This window comes from Nocardioides luteus (assembly GCF_014648595.1).
GTDB classification, from domain to species: Bacteria; Actinomycetota; Actinomycetes; order Propionibacteriales; family Nocardioidaceae; genus Nocardioides; species Nocardioides luteus.
The window spans coordinates 339,736-363,086 of record NZ_BMRK01000002.1 but is presented as its reverse complement, the minus strand read 5'-3'; the positions used below and the strand labels follow the sequence as shown (position 1 = coordinate 363,086).

The window sequence follows — 23,351 nt, the reverse complement described above, 5'->3', positions numbered from 1 at the left end:
AGCGGGTAGCCTTCTGCGGGTGAGTCTCACCGTGCGCCCCATCACCGCTGCGGAGCATCTCGCCTTCATCGAGAAGCAGCCCAGCGTGAGCTTCCTCCAGACCCCTTCGTGGGCTCGGGTCAAGACCGAGTGGCGCTCGGAGTCGGTCGGCTGGTTCGACAGCGACCAGGGCGGAGCCCTCGTCGGCGCCGCGCTGGTGCTGCACCGGCCGGTGCCGAAGCTGGAGCGCTTCACGCTCGCCTACCTGCCCGAGGGTCCGAGCATCGACTGGTCGGGCGAGCTCGCCCCGTGGCTCGAGCCGCTGGCGACGTACCTGAAGAAGAACCACGCCTTCGGCATCCGCATCGGGCCGCCGGTCACGACCGCGACCTGGAGCGCGGCGCAGGTCAAGGACGGCATCGCCGACGACACCGTGCAGCGACTCAACCAGCTGACACCGACCCACCGCGACTCCACCGGCGCCCGCGTGGTCAGCCAGCTGCGGGCGGCCGGCTGGAAGCTGCAGAGCCCGGAGGACGGTTTCGGCGCCGGCCAGCCGCAGTACAACTTCGTCATCCCGCTGGCGCACGGCGACGGCACCCCGAAGACCGAGGACGAGGTCCTCAAGGGGATGAACCAGCTCTGGCGCCGCAACATCAAGAAGTCGGCGAAGATGGGTGTCGAGGTCTCGGTCGCGACCCCGACCAAGCCGGCCGGCGGTGAGTTCGACTCCGACCTGAGCGCCTTCCACGATCTCTACGTCCACACCGCCGAGCGCGACCACTTCACCCCGCGCCGCCGTGACTACTTCAAGACGATGTTCGCGGCGATGTCGGCCGAGGACCCCGACCGCATCAAGCTCTTCATCGCCCGCCACGAGGGCGACGTGGTCGCGGCCACGATCATGGTCCGCGTCGGCCAGTACGCCTGGTACTCCTACGGGGCCTCCTCGACCGAGAAGCGAGAGGTACGCGGCTCCAACGCCCTCCAGTGGGCGATGATCCAGGACGCCATGGCCGCCGGGGCGACCACCTACGACCTGCGCGGCATCACGCCGACGCTCTCCACCGACGACTCCCACGTGGGGCTGATCCAGTTCAAGGTCGGCACCGGAGGCCAGGCGGTGGAGTACGCCGGCGAGTGGGACCTGCCGCTGAACAAGCCGATCTACACGGCCTTCGATCTCTACATGAAGAGGCGCTGATCTCCGTATGTCGTTGAAACTGACCGTCGACGCCGACCGCTGGCGAAAGCACGTCCAGACCTTCGCCGAGGCCACCCCTGGGCTGGTCCCGGTCGCCAAGGGCAACGGCTACGGCTTCACCCTGCGCAAGCTCGCCCACCAGACCGAGTGGCTCGCCGGCCTCGACACCGGCGTCGACACGCTCGCGGTCGGCACCTACAACGAGGTGTGGGAGGTCGCGACCCGCTTCAGCGGCTCGATCTACGTCCTCACCCCGTGGCGGCCCTACTCACCCGAGCTCAACCCCGAGATCGCCGACCGGGTGATCCACACGATCAGCCGTCCCGAGGACCTGCCGCTGCTCCTCGAGCGGCAGCCGAACGCTCGGGTCATCCTCGAGCTGGTCACCTCGATGCGTCGCCACGGGATGACGCCGAGCGACCTGTGGCCGGCTGCAGCGATCGCCCACGAGCACGCCCGCTTCGAGGGTGTGACCATGCACTTCGGTCTGGACGGCGGCTCGTTGGCCGAGGTGCGCGCCCAGATGGACGCCGTGGTCGGCGCCGAGGCGACGACGGTGTGGGTCTCCCACCTGAGCCCCAACGAGCTGGCCCAGCTGCGCGCCTCCTACGGCGACATCATCTTCCGCCCCCGCATCGGCACCGGCCTGTGGCTCGGCGACCGCGGCGCGCTCACCGTGACCGCCACCGTCGAGGACGTGCACCCGCTCGAGCGCGGATACTCCTACGGCTACCGCGGCCGCACCGCGCTGCGGGCCGGTCATCTGGTGGTCGCCTCCGGCGGCACCGCCCACGGGATCGGCCTCGAGGCGCCGCTCGGTGACACCCACCTGCGCTCGCGCGCCATCGCGGTCGCCCGGGGCGGCCTCGACGCGATGGGCCAGTCCCGCTCGCCCTACACGCTCGACGGCAAGGCGCTCTGGTTCGCCGAGCCGCCGCACATGCAGGAGTCGATGCTCACCCTTCCCTCCGGCGCGCGGGTGCCCGAGGTCGGCGAGGAGCTCGACGTGCGGGTGCGCTACACAGCGACCTCGTTCGACGAGATCGTGCTCGATGCCTGAGGTTTTCCGGGGCTAGGGATACCCGGTCGACCGGGTATCCCTGGACTTGACGGGCACTGAAACACCCATCAAGTCCACAAAGTGCCCGTCAAGGCCGCCGATCTGTCTCAGGACTCGGACATCTCGTGGGGTTGCAGGTCCCTGCGGCTCACTGCCTCCAGGCTCGCCTCGGTCCACCGCACCGGGTCGCGCCACGGCTCGTAGATCTCTCGGACGACGACGGCGATCAGGTAGATCTCGACGCCGACGCGGAGCAGGATCGCGAACCAGTACGCCGGCTGGTCGCCGCCGCTGCCGGCCAGCACGTCCGCGAGATACCACCAGACCGCGACGAAGTAGAAGAGCTCACCGGCCTGCCAGATGAGCTGGTCGCGCCAGCGCGGCACGGCGAGCACGGCGAGCGGCAGCAGCCACAGGACGTACTGCGGTGAGTAGACCTTGTTGACCAGCAGGAACCCGGCGACGATCAGGAAGCCGAGCTGGGCCAACCGTGGGGTCTCGCGGGCGGTCAGCCCGATGATGAGCACACCGCTGCACCAGGCGATGAAGAAGGCCCAGGAGACGAGGTTGACCGTCTGGGCGGAGATGGCCATGTCGCCGGCCTGCTGCGCCACGAGCCACAGCGACCCGAGGTCGGGGCCGCGCTCGGAGTTGAAGCTCCAGAAGACCTTCCACTGCTCCAGACCGGTCGCCATCGCAGGCAGGTTCGTCAGCACCCAGGCCAGGACCGTGGCCAGGCTCGCGACCGCCAGGTCGTAGTAGCGGCGGTGGCGGAGGCAGATCACCACCAGCCCGCCGAGCAGGAAGAGCGGATAGAGCTTGGTCGCGCAGCCGAGCCCGATGAGGATGCCGGTCAGCAGCGGCCGGTCGCGCGACCACGCCCACAGCGCACCGGCCACGAAGACCACCGCCAGCATGTCCCAATTGATGATGCCGGTCGCGGCGAGCACCGGGGCGAGCGCGAACGCGGCGGCGTCCCAGGGCCGTCGGCGGTGCGTACGTGCCAGGAACCAGACCGAGAGCAGCGCCGCGACCGCGAAGCCGATGACGTTGACGATGATGAAGACCCGGATCTCGTGGTGCATGCCGGGCAGGCCCCAGAAGCTCGAGACCTCCTCGAGATGGCGGTCGTCCTCGTGCGGACTGTCGGTCAGCCAGTCTGTGACGTACGAGGTCGCCCAGGCGTAGTAGGAGATGCCGACCGGATACTCCATCACCTGCTGGTAACGCGCCCGTACCTCGGGATCGGAGGAGTAGGGCCACTCGTGCTCGGCCAGGCCGCGGTCGATGTAGAGATAGGGCAGGTCGGAGTAGCAGAACTGGGTGTACCTGGACTCGCCGTTGGTCCACGTCGCGTTGTAGCAGCCCTGCTTGGTGACCATCCCGACCGCGAACGTGAGCGAGGTCAGGAGCAGCAGCAGGCCGACCGCGCTGAACCAGCGCCGTCGGCCGTGTGCGTGTCCCCCGAGAGGACCGCCCACGGCGGTGGAGGCCGTCCGGACGACCGGATCCTCCACCGCCGGGGCGGTCACTGGACCGTCTGTCACCGAGTAGCGCCCTCTTCGGTGGCTGGGTCGTTGCCGCCGCCGTTGTTGCCGTCGCCCGGCGGGGTGGTCTCACAGTCGCCGAACCAGTCGCAGGCGGTCTCCGTGGGAACGGGGTCGGTCGACTCCGGCTCGTCGGGCGTCGTGCCCTCGCCGGGCTCGCCCGGCGACGCGGAGGAGTCGCCGCTCGGGCTCTCGGTCTCCTCCGGCTCCTCGATCGGGATGCAGAGACCCTTGCGCTCGTCCTTCTTGGAGCAGTCCTCCGACGGGGTCGGATCGGGCTTCTGGGTCAGCGACGGCTCGTGACCGTCCTCCGGCGCCTCGCCGTCCATCCAGGCGGGCTCCGGGAACTCCTCGAGCTCGAGGTCGTCGGTCAGCGTGCCCATGATCTTGGCCCAGGTCTCGGCGGGGTAGCCCGCACCGAAGTAGGAGTCCAACCAGCCGTCGAGCTTGCCGGATCCCTTGCCGCGGACGTACATGACGGCCGTGGAGAGCTGGGGCGTGTAACCCGCGAACCACGCGGAGGAGACGTCGTCGTCGGCGTTGGTCGCGGTGCCGGTCTTGCCGGCCGCCGGCTGGTTGATCACGCCGGCCGTGCGCCCGGTGCCGTTCTTCACGACCTGCTGCAGGGCGTACGAGGTGTCGTCGGCAGCGTCCTCGGACATCGCCCGCTCCTCGTTGTCGCGCTGGTTCCACTCGTAGACGACCTCGCCCTTGGCGTCGACCACCTTGGAGACGATGTGGACGGTGTTGCGTACGCCGCCGTTGGCGATGGTCGCATAGGCGTTGGCCATGTTGATCGGGCTGATCGCCTGGCGGCCCAGGGTGAGCAGGTAGTTCTTCGGGTCGAAGTCGGTGGAGTAGGCCGGGATCGAACGGTAGTCGGCAGGGGCTTCCTCGGCGTGCTGCTCGTCCGGGGGTAGGCCGGCCTTCACGGCCATGTCGTAGACGTCCTCGCTGCCGTTGGGCAGTGCGGTCGACATCTCGACGAAGGAGGTGTTGACCGACTCCTCCATCGCCTTGATGCCGGTGATGTGCTCGCCATAGCCGTGACCGGTCGGGTCGGCATCGGTCTGGCCGGAGTTGCGGACCACCCGGTCGGTGCCGGGGATCTCCAGACCACCCTCACCGGTCCAGGTGTCCTTCAGCGAGTAGCCCGCCTCGAGCGCGGCGGCGAGGGTGAACGGCTTCATCGTCGAACCGGCCATCCCGCCCGAGGCCGCCCAGTTGATCTGGGACTCGAGGTAGTCCTGGCCGCCGTAGAAGCCCTTGAGCGCACCGGTCTTCACGTCGACCGTCGCGGCGCCCACGTGGAGCTCGTCCTCGGGATGCTTGGCGCTGACCGCCTTCTTGTCCTTCGGACGTACGTCCCTGACCGCATTCTCCGCGGTCTTCATCGCCTTCGCGCTGAGCGTGGTGGTGACCTTCAGCCCCTTGCTGTCGATCTCCTCCTCGGTGAAGAGCGGCTCGCCGTTCTCGTTCTTGAGCGACTTCAGCTCGTTCTTCACCAGGGTGAGAGCGTGGCCCTTCTGGCCGCCGAGACGACTCGCGGCCTTCGGCTTGGGGAACTTCGGCAGCGCCTCCTTCGCCTTGGCGATCGTGGCCTCGTCGTAGTCGCTGAGCGCCTTGCCCTGCGCCTTGAGCTTGGCCATGCCGTTGAGGACGTACTGGTAGCGCCCCAGGAGCTCGGTGCCGCCCGAGTCGGCGCCGGCCTTCTCCGGGTCGAAGCCGTTGGGGTTGTTGAGGATCGCGGTGAGTGCCGCGGCCTCCTTGATGTCGAGCTTCTCGGCCGGCTTGCGGAAGTAGGTCTTCGCAGCGGCCTGGACGCCGTAGGCGCCGCGGCCGAAGTAGACGGTGTTGAGATAGCCGGTCAGGATCTTGTCCTTCGACTGCTGCCGGCTGATCTTCAGCGAGATGACCGCTTCCTTCACCTTGCGCGAATAGGTGCGCTCCTGGCTCAGGTAGAGGTTCTTGACGTACTGCTGGGTGATCGTCGAGGCACCGCCCTGGCTGCCCGTGGTGGCGTTGGTGAAGAGGGTGCGCGCGATGCCCTTGAGGTCGATGCCGTTGTTCTCGTAGAAACTGCGGTCCTCGGCGGCGACGGCAGCGTCCTTGATGAGCGCGGGCATCTCCTCCTGGCTCAGCGCGTCACGGTTCTGGTCACCCGCCTGGAACCGGCCGACCTCCTTCTTGCCGCCGGCGTAGTAGACGAAGCTCGACTCGGCCTGGAAGGCCTCGTTGGCGCTGGGGATCGAGATCGCGTTGTAGGAGATGATCACCGCGGCGCTGCCGATCAGCGCCATCACCAGCGCGAAGATCGCCGCGATCTTGCCGATGCGGATCGCCAGAGCCTTCTTGTCCAGCGGGCCGTCGTCATCCGTGCCGAAGGCGGCCATGGGGTCGCCGCCCCTGCCGCCGCCGTTGCCACCACGACGAGCGGGACGCTGACCGAGCCGGTCGACCGGGGGCTCACCTGGACGGCGCGGGCCACCCGGGTAGGGCGGGCGCTGACCGGGACGAGGGCCACCGGGAGGCATCGGGCGCTGCTCGCCACGCGGCTGAGGACGCCGCGGAGGCTGACCCTGCGGCCCACCCTGCGGTCCACCCTGGCGTCCGCCCTGCGGCCCGCCCTGCGGGCGGCGCGGTGCCGGCGGACGGCCTGCCGGACCACCCCGCGGCGGGCGCGGCGCGCCCTGGGGTCGTCCTGGCTGTCCGGCGAGATCGGGTCTACGCGGACTGGCGCTGCGAGGGCGTGGCCTTGGAGGAAGGCCGCCAGATGGGTCGCTCACGGGTGTAGCACTGCTCCTGTGACTGCCCGGCACGTGACCGGACGGGCTGACACTGACAATCCCCCGACGTCGCTGGATGCCCCCGAGGGAATCCCATCAACCTGACGCGCGACGCTGCCGGACATCTCCCGGGTGGTTCCTCAGGTGGGTGAACGGCAGCCATCAGCGTACGCAATCGACGCTAGCGCTCCTGCATCCACGCCCAGCGTGCCCCGAGTCACCCGTTGTCAACAGTTCGGTGACGGTTGCGTCGGAGTAACCACTTCAGGCGTAGACAGACAAGACTTAGGTCTCTATTTGCCGCCACGGATATATCGGTACGATAGGTCGCATGGCACGTCGCGCAGAGACGATCGAGCTCGCAGTCCTCGGGCTGCTGCACGAGTCGCCTATGCATGGCTACGAGCTGCGCAAGCGGCTCAACCTGATGCTGGGCTGGGGGCGGGTGCTGTCGTACGGCTCCCTCTACCCGGCCCTGAAGAAGATGCTGCGCAAGCACCTCATCGAAGAGATGGCGCAGTCCGTGACGCCGGTGACCCGGCGCCCGCGGATCGTCTACCAGCTGACGCCGGCCGGCGAGCGTGAGTTCACCCAGCTCATGTCCGAGGTCGGTCCGATGGCCTGGGAGGACGACAACTTCGACATCAGGTTCGCGTTCTTCGGTCGCACCGACATGGAGATCAGGCTGCGCGTCCTGGAAGGACGTCGCAGCCGACTCCAGGAGCGGCTCGACCGGGTGCAACGTGACCTTGCCATGACCCAGAAAGAGGTCGACTCCTACGCCCGCGAGCTTCAGCGTCACGGTGTCGAGTCGGTCGAGCGGGAGGTCCGATGGCTCTCCTCGTTGATCGATGCCGAGCGCAACCCCAAGCCTGCGAACGACGAGCAGGCGGCGGGTCGGGGGGATCTGGGGGATGACGATGGCGTCCGCGACGAAGCGAACGTCTCGCGCACAGCGCAGAGCAGCCAAGAGAACGAGTGAAGACGTCCCGGCCATCTGGTCGGGAGTATTGGAAGGAGCCCCGATGGGTTCGGTTCGTGTAGCAATCGCGGGAGTCGGCAACTGCGCCAGCTCCCTGGTCCAGGGTGTGGAGTACTACAAGGACGCCGACCCGGCGGCCAGCGTCCCGGGGCTGATGCACGTCACGTTCGGTGACTACCACGTCTCCGACGTCGAGTTCGTCGCCGCCTTCGACGTCGACGACAAGAAGGTCGGCAAGGACCTCTCCGAGGCGATCAACGCCTCGGAGAACAACACCATCAAGATCGCCGACGTGCCGTTCACCGGCGTCGAGGTCCAGCGCGGCCCGACGCTCGACGGCCTGGGCAAGTACTACAAGCAGACCATCTCCGAGTCCGGCCTCGACCCCGTCGACGTCGTCTCGGTCCTGCGGGAGAAGGAGGTCGACGTCCTCGTCTCCTACCTGCCCGTGGGCTCGGAGGAGGCCGACAAGTTCTACGCCCAGTGCGCGATCGACGCGGGCGTCGCCTTCGTCAACGCGCTGCCGGTCTTCATCGCCTCCGACCCCGAGTGGGCCGCGAAGTTCGAGGCCGCGGGCGTCCCGATCGTCGGTGACGACATCAAGTCGCAGGTCGGTGCCACCATCACCCACCGCGTCATGGCGAAGCTGTTCGAGGACCGCGGCGTCGCGCTGGACCGGACCTACCAGCTCAACGTCGGCGGCAACATGGACTTCAAGAACATGCTCGAGCGCGAGCGCCTGGAGTCCAAGAAGGTCTCGAAGACGCAGGCCGTCACCTCGAACCTCCACGGCGAGCTGGCCGACAAGATCGACGACCGCAACGTGCACATCGGGCCGTCCGACTACGTGCAGTGGCTCGACGACCGCAAGTGGGCGTACGTCCGGCTCGAGGGTCGCGCGTTCGGTGACGTCCCGCTCAACCTGGAGTACAAGCTGGAGGTCTGGGACTCCCCCAACTCCGCCGGCATCATCATCGACGCCGTCCGCGCCGCGAAGATCGCCAAGGACCGCGGCATCGGCGGCCCGATCATCCCGGCCTCGGCCTACCTCATGAAGAGCCCGCCGGTTCAGATCGAGGACACCGAGGGTCGCGCCCAGCTGGAGGCCTTCATCCGCGCCGAGTGACCCTCGCTCGCCCCGGTGGTCGAGCCTGTCGAGCCCCCTCCTTGATCCCGGGAGGCCTCGACAGGCTCGGCCGCCGAGTCGCTTATCGACGAGTCGGGAACACTCCCTCCACGTTTCCGTCGAACACGTGTTCCATCCCCTAGACTCCCGTGGCCCGAATGATCTACCGCCTCAGGTACGGGAGACCCCCACCATGCGTCCCGACAACGACACGACCCCCGACCGGACGACCCCGACAGGCAGCGGCCGCGGGCTCATCCTCTTCGGCGCCGTCTCGGTCGCGCTGATCTCGACCGCCGCTGCGTACGTCGCGATGGTCGGCTTCGGGCGAGACGTGCTCGCCATGGGCGCGATCAACGCCTACGCCTTCGCGGGCGTCTTCGAGCTCTCGCTCGTCACCGTGGCGCTGATGGCCCGCGAGGCCGCACAGCAGGACCGGCCCGCGCAGACCCTGCTGTCCCTGACCTGGCTGCTCTCGGCCGCCTCGGGGTTCTTCGCCGGCTGGCACGAGATCCACCTCGGCCACGCCGTCACCGCCGCGGCCTTCCGGTTCATCGTGCCGCTGCTGGCCGCGCTGATGTGGCACCTGGCCCTGGTCGGCGACCGACACCTGGCCATGGAGCGCTCCTGGTCCGACCTGCGGATGGGCGCCCGGATGCACTCGCTGCTCGCGACCCGGGTCGAGTGGCGGCGGGCCCGCGACACGGCGCTGCGGAAGCGTACGGCCTCCTCACGGCGGAAGCTCGAGCGTGCGCAGAAGCGCTACTGGCGCGCGGAGGCGGTGGCGCTGCGATCGGTCGCGCCGGGGGCGATGCGCGACCAGATCACCCAGTGGGTCGACGCGTTCGCTGCGGTGGCCGAGGGGACCCGTCAGGCCGACCGGCTGCCGATCACGCTGCCCGACGTGCACGAGGCGCTCAGCGTGCCGGTGCTGGAGCGGATGGCCGCGGAGCAGATCGAGCAGATCGACACGATCGATCCGGTCGCCGAGCAGGTCCCGAACGATCTGGCCGACATGCCCCGCGAGGTGCTCACCACGACGGAGGCCCGCACCCGCGAGACGGCCTCGGCGCTCGCGTCGCCCGACACGCGGCGCCGGGTCTCGAGCCGGGTGAGCGAAGCGGTCCGCACCGCCGCCGACGCGGCCCCGGCCGCCGTGATGACGCCGCAGTTCAGCAACGGACGGAGCGCCACCAAGGCGTCCGAGCCCGACGGCACCCTCCTGGACCGCATCCCGTTCCCGGAGAACATCCCCGACCCGGAGCCGGAGGTGGACTACCCGGACACCTTCCCCGACGAGGAGGAGGACCTGCTCAACAACCTGCCCGAGGACCGCACCGAGGCGGCCCGCATCCTGGTGCGCGCCGGCGCCCCGGTCTCGAAGGTGGCCGACAGGTTCGGCGTCTCCCAGAGCAGCGTCCGCCGCTGGGTCAGGGCACGCGCCTGACCCAGGAGGGACTCAGCCCTCCAGGTCAGCCTTGAGCTTGGCGAGCGTCGTCGCCATGCCCGTACGCAGCTCCTCGGTGAAGCTCTCCTGACCACCGAAGGCGACCTTCGTCAGAGACAGCGACAGCTTGGAGATGCCGGTCGGGGTCTCGCGGCGGTGGGTGACGACGGACCCCTCGGGCGACTCGGTGATCTGGAAGGACCACACCGTGGTGTTCTCGGTGACGCGGAACGCGAAGTCGGAGTGGGGCGTGAAGCGTACGACCTGGGCGGTGGTGGGCCAGTGCTTCCAGCCCTGGTGGTTGATGTTGAAGAAGCGGGTGCCCTTCTTGACCTGCCCGAGCACGAACGTCTTCACCACCTGCGGGCTCCACGACGCCATCCGCGGCAGGTCGGTGACCGCAGCCCACACCTGGGCCGGCGTCGCGTTGATGGTCGTGGTGGCCTCGAGATCTGTGATCGTCGTCATGGCCGGAACCGTACCGTCAGTATGGCAACTCCGGAAGGAGGTGGTTCAGCGCTCGGTCCGCTCGTCCCACCAGGCCAGGAGCCGCTTGGCCGCCTCGTCCTCGGAGAGGACGCCCTCGTCGAGGCGCAGCTCCATCAGGAACTTGTACGCAGCGCCGACCTCGCGCCCCGGCGAGATGCCGAGCAGCGACATGATCTGGTTGCCGTCGAGCGCGGGCCGCAGAGCGGCCAGCTCCTCCTCCTCGGAGATCCGCTCGATGCGCGCCTCGAGGTTGTCGTAGGTGCGGGCCAGCCGGTCGGCCTTGCGCTTGTTGCGCGTGGTGCAGTCGGCGCGGGTCAGCACGTGCAGCCGGGTGAGCTGGTCGCCGGCGTCGCGTACGTAGCGACGGACCGCGGAGTCGGTCCAGTCACCGTCGCCGTAACCGTGGAAACGCAGGTGGAGCTCGACCAGCTTCGAGACGGCATCGATCTCGTCGTTGGAGAAGCGCAGCGCCTTCATCCGCTTGCGGGTCATCTTGGCGCCGACGACGTCGTGGTGGTGGAACGAGACGGTGCCGTCGTCGTGGAACTTGCGGGTGCGCGGCTTGCCGACGTCGTGCATCAGCGCCGCGAAGCGGGAGACGAAGTCGGGCCCGCCGCCGAGCCGCTCCTCCTGGTCGATCGACTGCTCGAGCACGGTGAGGGTGTGCTCGTAGACGTCCTTGTGGCGGTTGTGCTCGTCGCGCTCCATCCGCAGCGCGGTCAGCTCGGGCAGCACCAGCTCGGCCAGGCCGGTCTCGACCAGCAGGGTGAGCCCGCGGCGCGGGTAGGGCGCGCAGATCAGCTTCACCAGCTCGTCACGGACGCGCTCGGCGGAGATGATCTCGATCCGCCCGGCCATGTCCTTCATCGCTGCGACGACCTCGGGGGCGACCTCGAAGCCGAGCTGGGCCGCGAAGCGCGCGGCCCGCATCATCCGCAGCGGGTCGTCGGAGAACGACTCCTCCGGGGTCGACGGGGTCCGCAGCACCCGGGTCGCCAGGTCCACGACGCCGCCGTAGAGGTCGACGACCTCACGGCCCGGGAGCCGCACCGCCATCGCGTTGACGGTGAAGTCGCGGCGAACGAGGTCGTCGGCCAGCGACGTGCCGTAGGCGACCGTCGGCTTGCGGGAGTCGGCGGAGTAGGCCTCGGAGCGGTAGGTGGTGACCTCGACCTGCCACGGGCCCTTGCGGGTGCCGATGGTGCCGAAGTCACGGCCCATGTCCCACAGCGCCTCACCCCACGTACGCAGGATCTTCTCGGTCTCCTCGGGACGGGCCGAGGTGGTGAAGTCGAGGTCGTTGTGGGGACGGCCGAGCATCGCGTCACGGACCGGTCCACCGACGAGCGCGAGCTCGTGTCCCGCGCGAGCAAAGGCCTCGCCTAGGGAGTCGATGACGGGTGCGATACGGTCCAGTTCGGCAGTCACCGATCGCTGAACATCGGCGACGCTGATCGGGGGAAGCTGGCTGTCGGACACAACGCCGCAGTCTACGAGGACCGCACCCCCGGAAAGATATTCTCGAAGTCATGCCAGTCCGCCAGCACCAGGCGAAGCCGCCGAGGCCGCGTGGACGAGTCGCCGCCGCGCTCGTCGTCACGCTGCTGGCACCTCTTCTGCTGATGCTGTCGACGGCCACGCCGGCACGGGCCGCGGAGTCCGAGACGAAGGACCCGCTGGCGATGACGATCGACCAGCTCGACACGGTCGGCATCGACGGCCGCACCAAGGGCCGGATCAACCTGCGCGGCAAGGTCGTCAACACGACCGACGAGGAGTGGAGCGGGGTCAAGGTCTACCCGTTCGTCGGCGACACACCGATCACGACCAGCGAGGAGCTGGCCGAGGCGGCCGAGCTGCCGGCGGACGCGCTCGTCGGTGAGCGGATCGTCACCGAGGAGACGTCCGCGACGATCCCCGACCTCGCGCCTGGCGAGTCCTACTCCTGGTCGCTGACGGTGCCTCGGAAGCTCCTCGAGATCAGCGAGCCCGGCGTCTACTGGTTCGGGGTGCACGCGCTCGGCACCACCACGCCGAACGCCGCCGACGGCCGCGCCCGCACGTTCCTCCCGCTGGTCAAGCAGCCCAAGAAGAAGGCCAAGGCGCAGAAGGTCTCGCTGGTGGTGCCGCTGCGCCGCAGCGTGGTCTACGACGCCGACGGCAGCGTCGACTACCTGCCCGGCTGGACCCGTGACCTGCGCGAGGGCGGGCGCCTCTACCGGATGCTCGAGACGGGCGCGGAGATGCCCGCCCTGACCTGGGCCATCGACCCGGCGATGATCGACGCCGTACGCAACCTCGCCCAGGGAAACCCCGGCCGCAACCTGTCGGCGACCGACGGTGAGGAGCCGGAGGAGAGCGGGAGCCAGAGCGCGTCGCCGTCCACCTCGGCGCTGGTGCCGAGCCCCTCGGCCAGCGCGGAGTCCGACGAGGAGCCGATCGACGAGGAGGCCGAGGCGGCCCGGGACGCTGCGCGCACCTGGCTCGCCCGCCTCGAGGACGCGCTCGCCGGCCACAACCTGCTCGCCCTCCCCTACGGCGACCCCGACCTGTCCGCGCTCGCGACCACCGACCCCGACCTGCTCGCCACCGCACGGGAGCAGACCGCGGAGGTGCTCGCCGAGCTCGGTATCAAGGCGACGGCGGCGGTCGCGCCGCCGACCGGCTACCTCGACCGGGCCGCGGTCAACCTCCTCGAACCCGACGGCGTCCATCTGGTCAGCGACCGGATGTTCCGCGGCGAGGCCCCGGTCATCGCCGACCTCGACGGCAGCGAGATGGTCGTGACCTCCTCGGCCGCCGCCGCGGGCGGACCCGGCCCCAACGACCCGATCGACGCCGTCTCCGTGCGTCAGCGGCTGGCCGCCGAGGCGGCGCTGCTCCGCGGCACCGGCAAGCCGCTCGTGGCCGTGCTCCCCGACGGTTGGCACCCGCCGCAGACCGCGGACGCGTTCGTCACCCCGTGGACGAAGGCCCCGTGGATCTCGCCTTCGACGCTGACCGAGGCGATGGCCGGCCACTCGGCGACCCCGGTCACCCCCGACAAGCTCCGCTACCCCCGCCGCGAGATGAAGGCGGAGATCCCCGCCGCCCAGATCGACACCGCCAACGAGCTCATCGGCGCGGGTGAGCTGCTCCAGCGCGTACTCACCCACAACGACGAGGTCGCCGCCGACATCACCCGGGAGGCGCTGACCTCGGCCTCCTACTTCGCTCGCAAGGGCGACACCGACTCGGCGGTCGACGCGCTCGACCAGATCAGCGCGGAGCTGAGCTCGATCACGGTGAGCGTGCCGCCGAAGGTGATCCTCTCCAGCATGAAGGGCGGCGAGTTCCAGGTCACCCTGAGCAACGAGCTCGACGAGCCGGTCACGGTGCGCCTCGACGCGATCACCGACGAGTCCCTGCGGGTAGCGACCTCCGAGCCGGTCCAGCTCGACGCCAACTCCAAGGCGAGCTTCAACCTCGCCGCGAGCATGCTCGACACCGGCACCCACACGGCGCTGATCGTGGTGACCGACACCAAGGGCAACCCCCTCGGCGCCCACGCCTCTGTCCCGATCCGCCCCTCGCAGGTGAGCGGAGTGATCTGGTGGTTCGTCGGCACCGGGTGCGCGCTACTCTTCGCGGCGATCGCCGTGCGACTCACCCGGCGCATCATGAAAGCCAAGAAGGCCCGTACGTCAGGAGAGATGTGACCACCACCGAGCAGAAGTCCGGCGGCAGCTCGGTCCTGGCGAACAGCGCCGTGATGGCCGCAGGCACGCTCTTCTCGCGGGCCAGCGGGTTCATCCGCTCCGCGCTCCTCGTCGCCGCCCTGGGGTCCGGGCTGCACGCCGACGTCTTCAACATCGCCAACACCGTCCCCAACATGCTCTACATCCTGCTGGCGGGCGGCGTCTTCAACGCGGTGCTCGTGCCCCAGCTGGTGAAGGCGCAGAAGAACGACGAGGACGGCGGCGCCGCCTACACCGACCGGATCATCACGCTCGCCGGGCTCTTCCTCGGTGTCGTCACGATCGTGCTGGTGGTCGGGGCGCCGCTTCTGATGCGGCTCTACCTCGGCGCCGACTGGTACTCCGCCGACCACCGCGACCAGCTCGAGTCGGCCATCGACTTCGCCCGCTGGTGCCTGCCGCAGGTCTTCTTCTACGGGATGTTCGTGCTGGTCGGGCAGATGCTCAACGCCCGCGGCAGCTTCGGGCCGATGATGTGGGCGCCGATCGCCAACAACATCATCGCGATCTCGACCCTGGTGCTCTACCTGGTCGTCTTCGGCCCCTCCAACACCGGCGGCTTCACCACGGGCCAGGAGACGCTGCTCGGCCTGGGCTCGACGCTCGGCATCGTGCTGCAGTTCCTGCTGCTCCTGCCGGTGCTCCGCCGGGTCGGCGTCCGCTACCGCCCGCGCTTCGACTTCCGCGGGTCCGGGCTCTCCCACACCGCTCGACTCGGCATGTGGACCATGCTGTTCGTGGTCGTCAACCAGGTGGCCTACACGATCGTGACGCGGCTCGCCTCGAGCGGTTCGGCCGAGGACGGCACCGGTTACACGGTCTACTCCAACAGCTTCCTGGTCACCCAGGTGCCCCACTCGATCATCACCGTCTCGCTGGCGACGGCGATCCTGCCGGTGCTCTCGCGCCACGGCGCCGCCGGCGAGCTGCCCGAGTTGGGACGTACGCTCTCCCACCAGCTGCGCAACGCGCTCGCCATCATCATCCCGATCGCCGCGCTGCTGCCGGTGCTCGCCGAGGACATCGCCCACATCCTGTTCGGCTACGGCGCCGGCGCCGACGCGTTCAGGACCTACGCCCCGACGCTGTCGGTCTTCGGCGCCGGACTGATCTTCTTCACGATCCACTACCTGCTGCTGCGCGGCTTCTACTCGCTCGAGCGCAACCGCACCGTCTTCTTCATCCAGTGCTCGGTGGCCGCGACCAACATCGTGGCCGCGGTGCTGCTGACCCGGGCGTTCGACGACACCGCCGCGACCCTGGCCGCCGCCTACTCGCTGTCCTACCTGGTCGGCTCCGTCGTCTCGTACGTCGTGCTCAAGCGCACCCTCGGTGACCTGGACGGACGTGGACTGATCGGGTTCCTGGCGCGACTGATCATGGTGACGCTGGTCGCCGCGGCCGCCGCGTGGCTGCTGCGCACCGGCCTGGGCATGCTCAACGACGAGCCGACGATGGTGCTGGCCTTGATCGGGGCCGCTATCGTCGGGGCGCTGCATCTCGGCATGCTGCTCCTCGGGGCGCAGGCTGCCCAGGTCAAGGAGCTGACAGCGATGGTGCAACAGGTTGCTCGACGGCTGCGTCGTTGACCACCATCGGACAGCGACCGAACTGTCTGGCAAGGTCTGAAAGAATGGGTCCGATATGGAGTTCACGCAATCAGGCGACGTCCTCGCCGGCAGATACCAGCTGACGGATCTGCTGAGCGAGTCCCGTGAGGGACGCTTCTGGCGCGCCCAGGACGCGGTGCTCGGCCGACCCGTCGCCGTGCACGTCCTGGATGCGCGGGACGAGCGCGCCCCGCGCCTGATGGCTGCTGCCCGCAACTCGGCCGCCGTCGGCGACCCCCGGATGCTGCGTGTCCTCGACGCCGCCCAGACCGACCAGGTCGCCTACGTCGTCAACGAGTGGGGTGAGGGCGCGTCGCTGGAGAACGCGCTGGCCGCCGGCGGCCCGCTGCCGCCGCAGCAGGCCGCGTGGATCGCCTCCGAGGTCGCTGACCTGCTCGTTCTCGCCCACGACCAGGGCCACGCCCACGGCCGGCTCAACCCCGAGGCCGTGCTGCTCGACGACCTCGGCGCGGTGCGGGTCATCGGTTTCGGTGTCGACGCCGCGCTCCACGGGATCGACCCCGACACCCGCGACTCCCAGCGGCGCGACCGTGTCGACGCCGTCGGTGTCCTCTACGCCGCCCTGACCGGCAAGTGGGCCGGCGAGACGCTGTCCTCGATGCCGCCCGCGCCCCGCGACCACGGGCGCGTGCTCCGTCCCCGTCAGGTACGCGCCGGCGTACCCCGCCCGCTCGACGACCTGTGCGACCGGGTGCTGGGCAGTGGTGCCGACTCACCGCCGCTGACCGCCGCCGAGCTCCACTCCGCGCTGGCCGGCTTCTCCGGCGAGCCCACCGCGCCGATCAACCGCCCGGCGGCCGCCGACGAGGAGACCCAGGCGATGGCGCCGCCGGTCAAGCTCGAGCAGGCCGAGGCTCCGGTCTCCAACGCCATCGGCGTCGCCCCCGAGGTCGTACGCCCTCAGCGGCAGCGCCCGTCCACGCCGCCGCCGAGCCACGACCCGACGCCGTCGAAGCCGCTCTTCGCCGACGAGACGCCCGGCTACACACCGCCGGCCCGTCCTCAGCAGGCTCCGGCTGCCGCCCCCGCTCGGCGGCCGGTGGCTCCCGACGCCTCCTACAACGGCTGGCAGGGCCCGTGGACCGGCGCCAACGTACCGATCGCCGAGGAGCCCGACTACAACGACAAGCCCGGCGCCAGCTGGCTGCGCATCGCGATGGGCGTCGCCCTGATCGTGCTGGTCCTGATCGCCGGCTCGATCGCCTGGAACATCATCAGCGACAGTCCCGACCCGACCGCTGGCAACTCCGGTGGCGGCGGAGGCGACAAGGGCAGCGGCAACACCGCCGAGGTCAAGCCGACCCCGATCAAGGGCATCACCGCCAAGGATCTCGACCCCCATGGTGACCCGCCCACCGAGTACCCGGACCTGGTAGCGGGCGTGGTCGACGGCAAGGACGACCCAGCCACCAACTGGCGCACGTCGACCTATAACGACCAGATCGGCAACGGACCTCGTGCACTGAAGCCGGGCATCGGCGTCGTGCTCAACCTCAAGGGTGACTACTCCGTCGATTCCCTGAAGTTCCGAATGATCGGCGAGCCCACCGACATCGAGGTCTACGTGGGCGACTCCACCTGGGACGACGACCCCAGCGGCGCACCTGCCGCCAAGGGCAGCGTCGGCACCGAGGGCGAGATCAAGCTCGACGGCGCTCCAGAGGGCAGCTACGTACTCGTCTGGTTGACCGGTCTCCCCACTGGTGACGGCGGCTACCGTGCCGAGATCAAGGAGATCGAGGTCCTCGGCACCCCCGCCGCCTGACCTGATCGATCTCTCGTCGTCGGCGTTCAGGGCGATGGAATGTTCGTCGCCTACGATCTGTTGTGCAGTTCGCCAGCCACACCTGAGGAGCCATTGATGCCGACCCCGTCGTCCCCGACAGACCCCCGCAACGTGATCGTCGTGGGCTCTGGCCCGTCGGGCTACACCGCTGCGGTCTACAGCGCCCGCGCCGGACTGCAGCCGCTCGTCTTCGAGGGGTCGGTGACCGCCGGCGGTGCCCTCATGAACACCACCGACGTGGAGAACTTCCCCGGTTTCCGTGACGGGATCATGGGCCCGGAGCTGATGGACAACATGCGCGCCCAGGCCGAGCGCTTCGGTGCCGAGCTCGAGCCCGACGACGTCATCGAGATGGACCTCACCGGTCCGGTCAAGGTCGTCAAGACCGCCACCGACACCCACTACGCGAAGTCCGTCATCCTCGCCACCGGCTCGGGCTACAAGAAGCTCGGCCTGCCGCGCGAGGACGAGCTCTCCGGCAAGGGCGTCTCCTGGTGTGCCACCTGCGACGGCTTCTTCTTCCGCCAGAAGCCCATCGTGGTCGTCGGCGGCGGCGACTCCGCCCTGGAGGAGGCGCTCTTCCTGACTCGCTTCGGCTCCTCGGTCACCCTGCTCGTACGCCGTGACGAGCTGCGCGCTTCCAAGATCATGCAGGAGCGCGCCTTCGCCGACCCGAAGCTCGAGATCGCCTGGAACACCGTGGTCGAGTCGATCAACGGCGAGCTGTCGGTGGAGAGCCTCACCGTCAAGGACACCAAGACCGGCGAGCTGCGCGACCTCGAGTGCGCCGGCCTGTTCATCGCGATCGGCCACATCCCGCGGTCCGAGCTCCTCGCCGGCCAGGTCGACCTCGACGCCAACGGCTACGTCCTCACCAAGGACGGTTCCACCGCCACCAATCTCGAGGGCGTCTTCGCCGCCGGTGACCTGGTCGACCACGTCTACCGTCAGGCCATCACCGCCGCCGGCACCGGCTGCCAGGCCGCGCTCGACGCGGAGCGGTTCCTGGCTCACCGCGCCCACTCCGAAGCGGCTGCCGTCGCCGTCTGACCCTGTCGTCTACGGTGGTGGTCATCTCGACAAGCTCGATACACCGCCCGACAGGCTCGACCACCGGCGCCGGGAATGTGCGGCATGACCTCGGCGTTCTTACACCAGACCTCCCTCAATACGTCCCTACAAAGAAGGAACCCATCGTGGCTGACAACATCTCTGCCGTGACCGACGCCGAGTTCGACTCGACGGTCCTGAAGTCCGACAAGCCCGTCCTGGTCGACTTCTGGGCCGAGTGGTGCGGCCCCTGCCGCCAGGTCTCCCCGATTCTCGAGGAGCTCGCCGGCGAGCACGGTGACAAGGTCACCTTCACCAAGATGAACGTCGACGAGAACCCGGTCACCCCCTCCACCTACCGCGTGACCGGCATCCCGACCATCAACGTCTACCAGGGCGGCGAGGTCGTGAAGTCCATCGTCGGCGCCAAGCCGAAGGCCGCGCTCCTCAAGGAGCTGCAGGAGTTCATCGGCTGACACTCAGCTGACCTCTGAAGGCGCGCCACTGTTCGCAGTGGCGCGCCGTCTCTTTTGCCGAGACGTCGGTTGCGTCGGGCGAGATGGCAGTTCTGGCGTGCGAGGCGTCAGTTCTGACGGGCGAGGTCGTGGTCTCGACAGGCTCGACCACCGGGTGCGTGGGGGTCTCGACAGGCTCGACCACCGTTCCGTTTCACGGGAAACATTCACTCGCTGTCGCGGTGCAGCTCCGTGGAGGCGGGTGAGGGGTGGCTGCGAGGGCGTACGACCTGGCGCAGCCGCTCCCACGCGGTCTCGAAGTCGTCGATCCAGTTGACGGTCTGCTTGAGGTCCATCCGCATCCGCGGGACGGTGGGGTGGTCGCGGTGGGTCTTGAAGCCCACGCGCCCCAGGAAGTCGGCGGGCGCGGCACAGCGACGACCGTGGATGCCGCTCTGCGGGCCGACGTCGCCGAACGCCTCGATCGCCCGAACGGATCCGCGTTGCACCAGGTCACGGGCCATTCCCTGCACGAGCATCCGGCCGATGCCGCCGCCGACATGGCGCGGATCGATCCAGACGGTCGTCATCAGCACGGCGTCACCGGAGACCGGACCGGAGGGGAACGAGGCCACTCGTGGGACGAAGACCGGCGGTGCGTAGAGGACGAACCCGGCCGGCGTACCGTCCACCACGGCCACCCGCCCGCACGACCCCCACTCGCGGAGCACCTCGGAGATCCACGCCTCCTTGACCGCGATGGTCTGCGCGGAGCTGACGCGACGATGGCCGACGGGGTCGCGCTCCCAGAAAAGACAGGCGCGGCACGGCGCCGGGACCTCGGCGAAGAGGTCGAGCGTCAGCGGAAGTATGCGACGTGCCATGTCTCACCTCTGATCCTCGGTTGAGACTCTGTCTTCAGCGTATGCGATCCTTCATGATGGTGACACCATGACTGATCTTCCCCAGCGCGCAACATCAACCCGCCTCGACCCCTACGCGGACCGCTACGCCGCGCGCACGGCAGGCATGACCGTCTCAGAGGTGCGCGCACTCTTCGCAGTCGCAGCCCGGCCCGAGGTCGTCTCGCTCGCTGGTGGAATGCCCAACATCTCCAGCCTCCCGCTGGACGTGGTCGGCGACTCGATCAAGGACCTGATCATGAGCCAGGGTCCGACCGCGCTGCAGTACGGCGGCGGTCAGGGCGACCCGGTGCTGCGCGAGCAGATCTGCGAGGTCATGCGGCTCGAGGGCATCGAGGCCCACCCCGACGACGTCGTCGTCACCGTCGGCTCCCAGCAGGCCGTCGACCTGGTCACCCGGGTCTTCTGCGACCCCGGCGACGTGGTGATCTGTGAGGCCCCGTCGTACGTCGGTGCTCTTGGTGTCTTCAAGGGCTACCAGTGCGACGTGGTGCATGCCGAGGTCGACGCGGACGGCCTGATCCCGAGCGCGCTGGAGCAGGCGATCGTCTCCACCAAGGCCTCGGGCCGCAAGGTGAAGTTCCTCTACACGATCCCCAACTTCCAGAACCCGACCGGCGTCACCATGACGCCCGAGCGCCGCACCGAGATCCTCGAGATCTGCCGGCGCCACGACATCCTCGTCCTCGAGGACAACCCCTACGGCCTCCTCGGCTTCGACGACGAGCCGCGGCCGGCGATGCGTGCCCAGGACCCGGGCGTCATCTACCTCGGCTCCTTCTCCAAGACGTTCTCCCCCGGCCTGCGCGTCGGCTGGGCGTTGGCCCCCTCCGCGATCCGCGAGAAGCTCGTGCTCGCCCAGGAGTCGGCGACGCTCTGTCCCCCGCCGTTCAACCAGATGGCCGTCTCCGCCTACCTCTCCAACCACGACTGGCAGGGCCAGATCAAGGAGATGCGGGAGATGTACCGCGAGCGCCGCGACGCCATGCTCGACGCGCTCGAGGCCTACATGCCCGCGGCCTGCACCTGGACCAAGCCCGACGGCGGCTTCTTCGTCTGGCTAACGCTCCCGGCCGGCATCGACTGCAAGGCGATGCTCCCCCGCGCGGTGACCTCCCGCGTCGCGTTCGTCCCCGGCACCGGCTTCTTCGCCGACGGTTTCGGCACCTCCTCGATGCGCATCTCCTACTGCTACCCGACTCCTGAGCGGATCCGGGAAGGCGTACGCCGCCTCGCGGGGGTCATCGAGGCCGAGATGGAGCTCCTGGAGACCTTCGGCGCCACCGGCCCCATCCCCGGCCTCCCCATCCGCGGCGCCGAGCACCCCTCCACGAACACGCAGTAGTCGTCCACCGGTGACCACCGGTGGACGAGCCTGTCGAGACCACCCCGCGTAGCGCCTGGCCCCTCGAATCACTCGACCCCGGTGGTCGAGCTTGTCGAGACCACCCCATGTAGCGCGGCTGGTCCCTCGAGTCTTCTCGACCCCGGTGGTCGATTCTGTCGAGACCACTCCACAGGGAACCGCTCGTGCCGAACCTAGTCATCTCGACAAGCTCGATGACCGAAAGCCCTCGGTGGTCGAGCTTGTCGAGACCACCCCATGCGACGCCTCGTGCCGTACCCGACATCTTCGACAAGCTCGACATCCGGCGATCTCCGGCGGTCGAAGCTGCCGAAATCTTCTCTCAGAGCGTTTCTAAGCGAATTCGGAGTTTCGGCAACGGTGGTCGAACTCGCCGAAATCGCTCACAAGAAGCCTCCCAAAGCGCCCGAAGTCGTCTCGACCCCGGTGGTCGAGCCTGTCGAGACCACTCGATAGGACCCGATCGTGGCGAATCAAGTCATCTCGACAAGCTCGATGGCCGGAACCCTGGTAGTCGAGCTTGTCGAGACCACCCGACAGGAAACGACCTCGGCATCCCTGGTCCTTTCGACAAGCTCGATGACCGAAAGCCCTCGGTGGTCGAGCTTGTCGAGACCACCCCACAGGGAACGATCCAGGCGAACCCAGTCATCTCGACAAGCTCGACGAACCGGAGCGCTCTAGCCATTTGTCGACAAAACGCCTTATCCCCTGATCTACAAATAGATCATTCGCTCGCAGGAGACATCAGGTCGACGATGCGCCGCAGGTCCTCGAGGGTGGCGAACTCGACGGTGATCTTGCCCTTGGAGCGCCCCAGGTCGACCTTCACCCGAGTGTCGAATCGGTCGGAGAGCTTGTCGGAGATCTCCTTGAGACCAGGAGCGCTCGGCTTGGGCCGGGTGACCCGCGGGGTGGCGAAGGCGTCACCGTCAGGGTCGCCCAGGGCGACGATCTCCTCGAGGCCACGCACCGAGATGCCCTCGGCGACGACCTTCTGAGCGAGCTTGTCCTGCTGGGCCTCGCCGTCGACCGCGAGGAGCGCTCGCGCGTGGCCCGCGGAGAGCACACCAGCAGCGACCCGCCGCTGGACCGACGGCGACAGCTTCAACAGACGGATCGTGTTGGAGATCTGCGGGCGGGAGCGGCCGATCCGCTGGGCGAGTTCGTCGTGGGTGCACTCGAAGTCGTTGAGCAGCTGCTGGTAGGCGGCCGCCTCTTCGAGCGGGTTCAGCTGGGAGCGGTGCAGGTTCTCCAGGAGCGCGTCCCGGAGCATGTCGGTGTCGTCGGTCTCGCGGACGATCGCCGGGATGACGTCGAGGCCGGCCTGCTGGGTGGCTCGCCAACGGCGTTCACCCATGACCAGCTCGTAGGAGTCGGTCGCCACCTTGCGGACGACGATGGGCTGGAGGAGCCCGATCTCCTTGATGGAGTGGACCAGCTCTCCCATCGCCTCCTCGTCGAAGACCTGGCGAGGCTGCACATGGTTGGGGTGGATCTGCTTGACCGGCAGCTCGGCGAAATAGGCACCGTCAACAGGCGCCAGAGCCGAATTCTCGATCTGGCGGCCTTCCGTGGGATCGGTGGACCCGGGGTCCACGGATGCGCCAGAAGTCGCTCCAGCGGAAAGGTCCGAATGGCGGACCTCCTGCTGGACAGGAGCGTCGTCCGTCGCCACGTTCTCGGCAGGTGCTGGGGCGGTCGGGATCAGCGATCCGAGACCTCGTCCGAGACCACGCTTCGGCGGCTGCTTGCTCATATTTCGGTGTCCCCCATGTCAGAT

The 23,351-nt window shown here is 68.7% G+C and carries 17 protein-coding genes; 11 read left to right on the top strand and 6 right to left on the bottom strand.

Annotated elements, in window-relative coordinates:
• Window positions 1-19 precede the first annotated feature (19 nt).
• The gene (locus IEY81_RS04145; RefSeq protein WP_189117177.1) at window positions 20-1,183 is read left to right on the top strand and encodes a lipid II:glycine glycyltransferase FemX; all 1,164 of its coding nucleotides are present in this window, start codon (window positions 20-22) and stop codon (window positions 1,181-1,183) included.
• 7 nt (window positions 1,184-1,190) lie between these two features.
• Complete coding sequence (locus tag IEY81_RS04140) at window positions 1,191-2,243, top strand: alanine racemase (protein ID WP_189117176.1); 1,053 nt, start codon at window positions 1,191-1,193, stop codon at window positions 2,241-2,243.
• Between the two features lie 107 nt (window positions 2,244-2,350).
• Here IEY81_RS04140 and IEY81_RS04135 read toward each other — a convergent pair whose 3' ends face one another.
• The gene (locus tag IEY81_RS04135; protein WP_189117175.1) at window positions 2,351-3,790 is read right to left on the bottom strand and encodes a glycosyltransferase family 87 protein; all 1,440 of its coding nucleotides are present in this window, start codon (window positions 3,788-3,790) and stop codon (window positions 2,351-2,353) included.
• On the bottom strand, window positions 3,787-6,324 hold the full coding sequence (locus IEY81_RS04130) for a transglycosylase domain-containing protein (protein WP_189117174.1): 2,538 nt from the start codon (window positions 6,322-6,324) through the stop codon (window positions 3,787-3,789). The genes IEY81_RS04135 and IEY81_RS04130 overlap by 4 nt, the downstream gene beginning before the upstream one ends.
• A gap of 583 nt (window positions 6,325-6,907) precedes the next feature.
• Between IEY81_RS04130 and IEY81_RS04125 the strand changes: the two genes are divergently transcribed.
• The 3 genes from IEY81_RS04125 (at window position 6,908) to IEY81_RS04115 (ending at window position 10,131) form a co-directional block, all read left to right on the top strand.
• A complete protein-coding gene (locus tag IEY81_RS04125) occupies window positions 6,908-7,558 on the top strand; it encodes a PadR family transcriptional regulator (protein ID WP_189117173.1) in 651 nt (216 codons plus the stop codon).
• A 43-nt stretch (window positions 7,559-7,601) separates the two neighbouring features.
• Window positions 7,602-8,684, top strand: a complete 1,083-nt coding sequence (locus IEY81_RS04120; protein ID WP_189117172.1) for an inositol-3-phosphate synthase — start codon at window positions 7,602-7,604, stop codon at window positions 8,682-8,684.
• A 193-nt stretch (window positions 8,685-8,877) separates the two neighbouring features.
• On the top strand, window positions 8,878-10,131 hold the full coding sequence (locus IEY81_RS04115) for a helix-turn-helix domain-containing protein (protein WP_189117171.1): 1,254 nt from the start codon (window positions 8,878-8,880) through the stop codon (window positions 10,129-10,131).
• 12 nt (window positions 10,132-10,143) lie between these two features.
• On the opposite strand, the gene IEY81_RS04110 is transcribed toward IEY81_RS04115, so the two are convergent.
• Window positions 10,144-10,599, bottom strand: coding sequence for an SRPBCC family protein (locus IEY81_RS04110; protein WP_189117170.1), 456 nt, complete (start codon window positions 10,597-10,599; stop codon window positions 10,144-10,146).
• Between the two features lie 45 nt (window positions 10,600-10,644).
• Window positions 10,645-12,048: a CCA tRNA nucleotidyltransferase gene (locus tag IEY81_RS04105; protein ID WP_306341449.1), complete on the bottom strand. Its 1,404-nt coding sequence runs from the start codon at window positions 12,046-12,048 to the stop codon at window positions 10,645-10,647.
• 101 nt (window positions 12,049-12,149) lie between these two features.
• Between IEY81_RS04105 and IEY81_RS04100 the strand changes: the two genes are divergently transcribed.
• The 5 genes from IEY81_RS04100 (at window position 12,150) to trxA (ending at window position 19,300) form a co-directional block, all read left to right on the top strand.
• Entirely contained in the window at window positions 12,150-14,318 is a 2,169-nt protein-coding gene (locus tag IEY81_RS04100; RefSeq protein WP_189117168.1) for a DUF6049 family protein, read from the top strand.
• Window positions 14,315-15,946, top strand: coding sequence for a murein biosynthesis integral membrane protein MurJ (gene murJ, locus IEY81_RS04095; RefSeq protein WP_189117167.1), 1,632 nt, complete (start codon window positions 14,315-14,317; stop codon window positions 15,944-15,946). The genes IEY81_RS04100 and murJ overlap by 4 nt, the downstream gene beginning before the upstream one ends.
• A gap of 55 nt (window positions 15,947-16,001) precedes the next feature.
• Window positions 16,002-17,753, top strand: a complete 1,752-nt coding sequence (locus IEY81_RS04090; RefSeq protein ID WP_189117166.1) for a protein kinase family protein — start codon at window positions 16,002-16,004, stop codon at window positions 17,751-17,753.
• Window positions 17,754-17,849: 96 nt separating this feature from the next.
• Window positions 17,850-18,824 (top strand): thioredoxin-disulfide reductase, encoded by a 975-nt coding sequence (trxB, locus tag IEY81_RS04085; RefSeq protein ID WP_189117165.1) that lies wholly within the window; start codon window positions 17,850-17,852, stop codon window positions 18,822-18,824.
• Between the two features lie 146 nt (window positions 18,825-18,970).
• Window positions 18,971-19,300, top strand: a complete 330-nt coding sequence (trxA, locus tag IEY81_RS04080) for a thioredoxin (protein ID WP_271188326.1) — start codon at window positions 18,971-18,973, stop codon at window positions 19,298-19,300.
• A gap of 206 nt (window positions 19,301-19,506) precedes the next feature.
• Here trxA and IEY81_RS04075 read toward each other — a convergent pair whose 3' ends face one another.
• Window positions 19,507-20,163, bottom strand: coding sequence for a GNAT family N-acetyltransferase (locus IEY81_RS04075; protein ID WP_189117164.1), 657 nt, complete (start codon window positions 20,161-20,163; stop codon window positions 19,507-19,509).
• Between the two features lie 67 nt (window positions 20,164-20,230).
• Here IEY81_RS04075 and IEY81_RS04070 point away from each other — a divergent pair, with 67 nt between their 5' ends.
• The gene (locus IEY81_RS04070) at window positions 20,231-21,547 is read left to right on the top strand and encodes an aminotransferase-like domain-containing protein (RefSeq protein ID WP_189117163.1); all 1,317 of its coding nucleotides are present in this window, start codon (window positions 20,231-20,233) and stop codon (window positions 21,545-21,547) included.
• A gap of 748 nt (window positions 21,548-22,295) precedes the next feature.
• Here the strand turns inward: IEY81_RS04070 and IEY81_RS04065 are convergent.
• Window positions 22,296-23,327, bottom strand: a complete 1,032-nt coding sequence (locus IEY81_RS04065) for a ParB/RepB/Spo0J family partition protein (RefSeq protein ID WP_189117162.1) — start codon at window positions 23,325-23,327, stop codon at window positions 22,296-22,298.
• Between the last annotated feature and the right edge of the window lie 24 nt (window positions 23,328-23,351).

Bases quoted from the DNA above. Each gene is read 5' to 3' on its own strand.
- IEY81_RS04070 (WP_189117163.1), top strand. From the start codon at position 20,231: ATGACTGATCTTCCCCAGCGCGCAACATCAACCCGCCTCGACCCCTAC.
- IEY81_RS04130 (WP_189117174.1), bottom strand. From the start codon at position 6,324: ATGCCTCCCGGTGGCCCTCGTCCCGGTCAGCGCCCGCCCTACCCGGGT.
- IEY81_RS04075 (WP_189117164.1), bottom strand. From the start codon at position 20,163: ATGGCACGTCGCATACTTCCGCTGACGCTCGACCTCTTCGCCGAGGTC.
- IEY81_RS04065 (WP_189117162.1), bottom strand. From the start codon at position 23,327: ATGAGCAAGCAGCCGCCGAAGCGTGGTCTCGGACGAGGTCTCGGATCG.
- IEY81_RS04100 (WP_189117168.1), top strand. From the start codon at position 12,150: ATGCCAGTCCGCCAGCACCAGGCGAAGCCGCCGAGGCCGCGTGGACGA.
- IEY81_RS04090 (WP_189117166.1), top strand. From the start codon at position 16,002: ATGGAGTTCACGCAATCAGGCGACGTCCTCGCCGGCAGATACCAGCTG.
- IEY81_RS04125 (WP_189117173.1), top strand. From the start codon at position 6,908: ATGGCACGTCGCGCAGAGACGATCGAGCTCGCAGTCCTCGGGCTGCTG.
- trxB (WP_189117165.1), top strand. From the start codon at position 17,850: ATGCCGACCCCGTCGTCCCCGACAGACCCCCGCAACGTGATCGTCGTG.
- IEY81_RS04115 (WP_189117171.1), top strand. From the start codon at position 8,878: ATGCGTCCCGACAACGACACGACCCCCGACCGGACGACCCCGACAGGC.
- IEY81_RS04110 (WP_189117170.1), bottom strand. From the start codon at position 10,599: ATGACGACGATCACAGATCTCGAGGCCACCACGACCATCAACGCGACG.
- IEY81_RS04120 (WP_189117172.1), top strand. From the start codon at position 7,602: ATGGGTTCGGTTCGTGTAGCAATCGCGGGAGTCGGCAACTGCGCCAGC.
- IEY81_RS04140 (WP_189117176.1), top strand. From the start codon at position 1,191: ATGTCGTTGAAACTGACCGTCGACGCCGACCGCTGGCGAAAGCACGTC.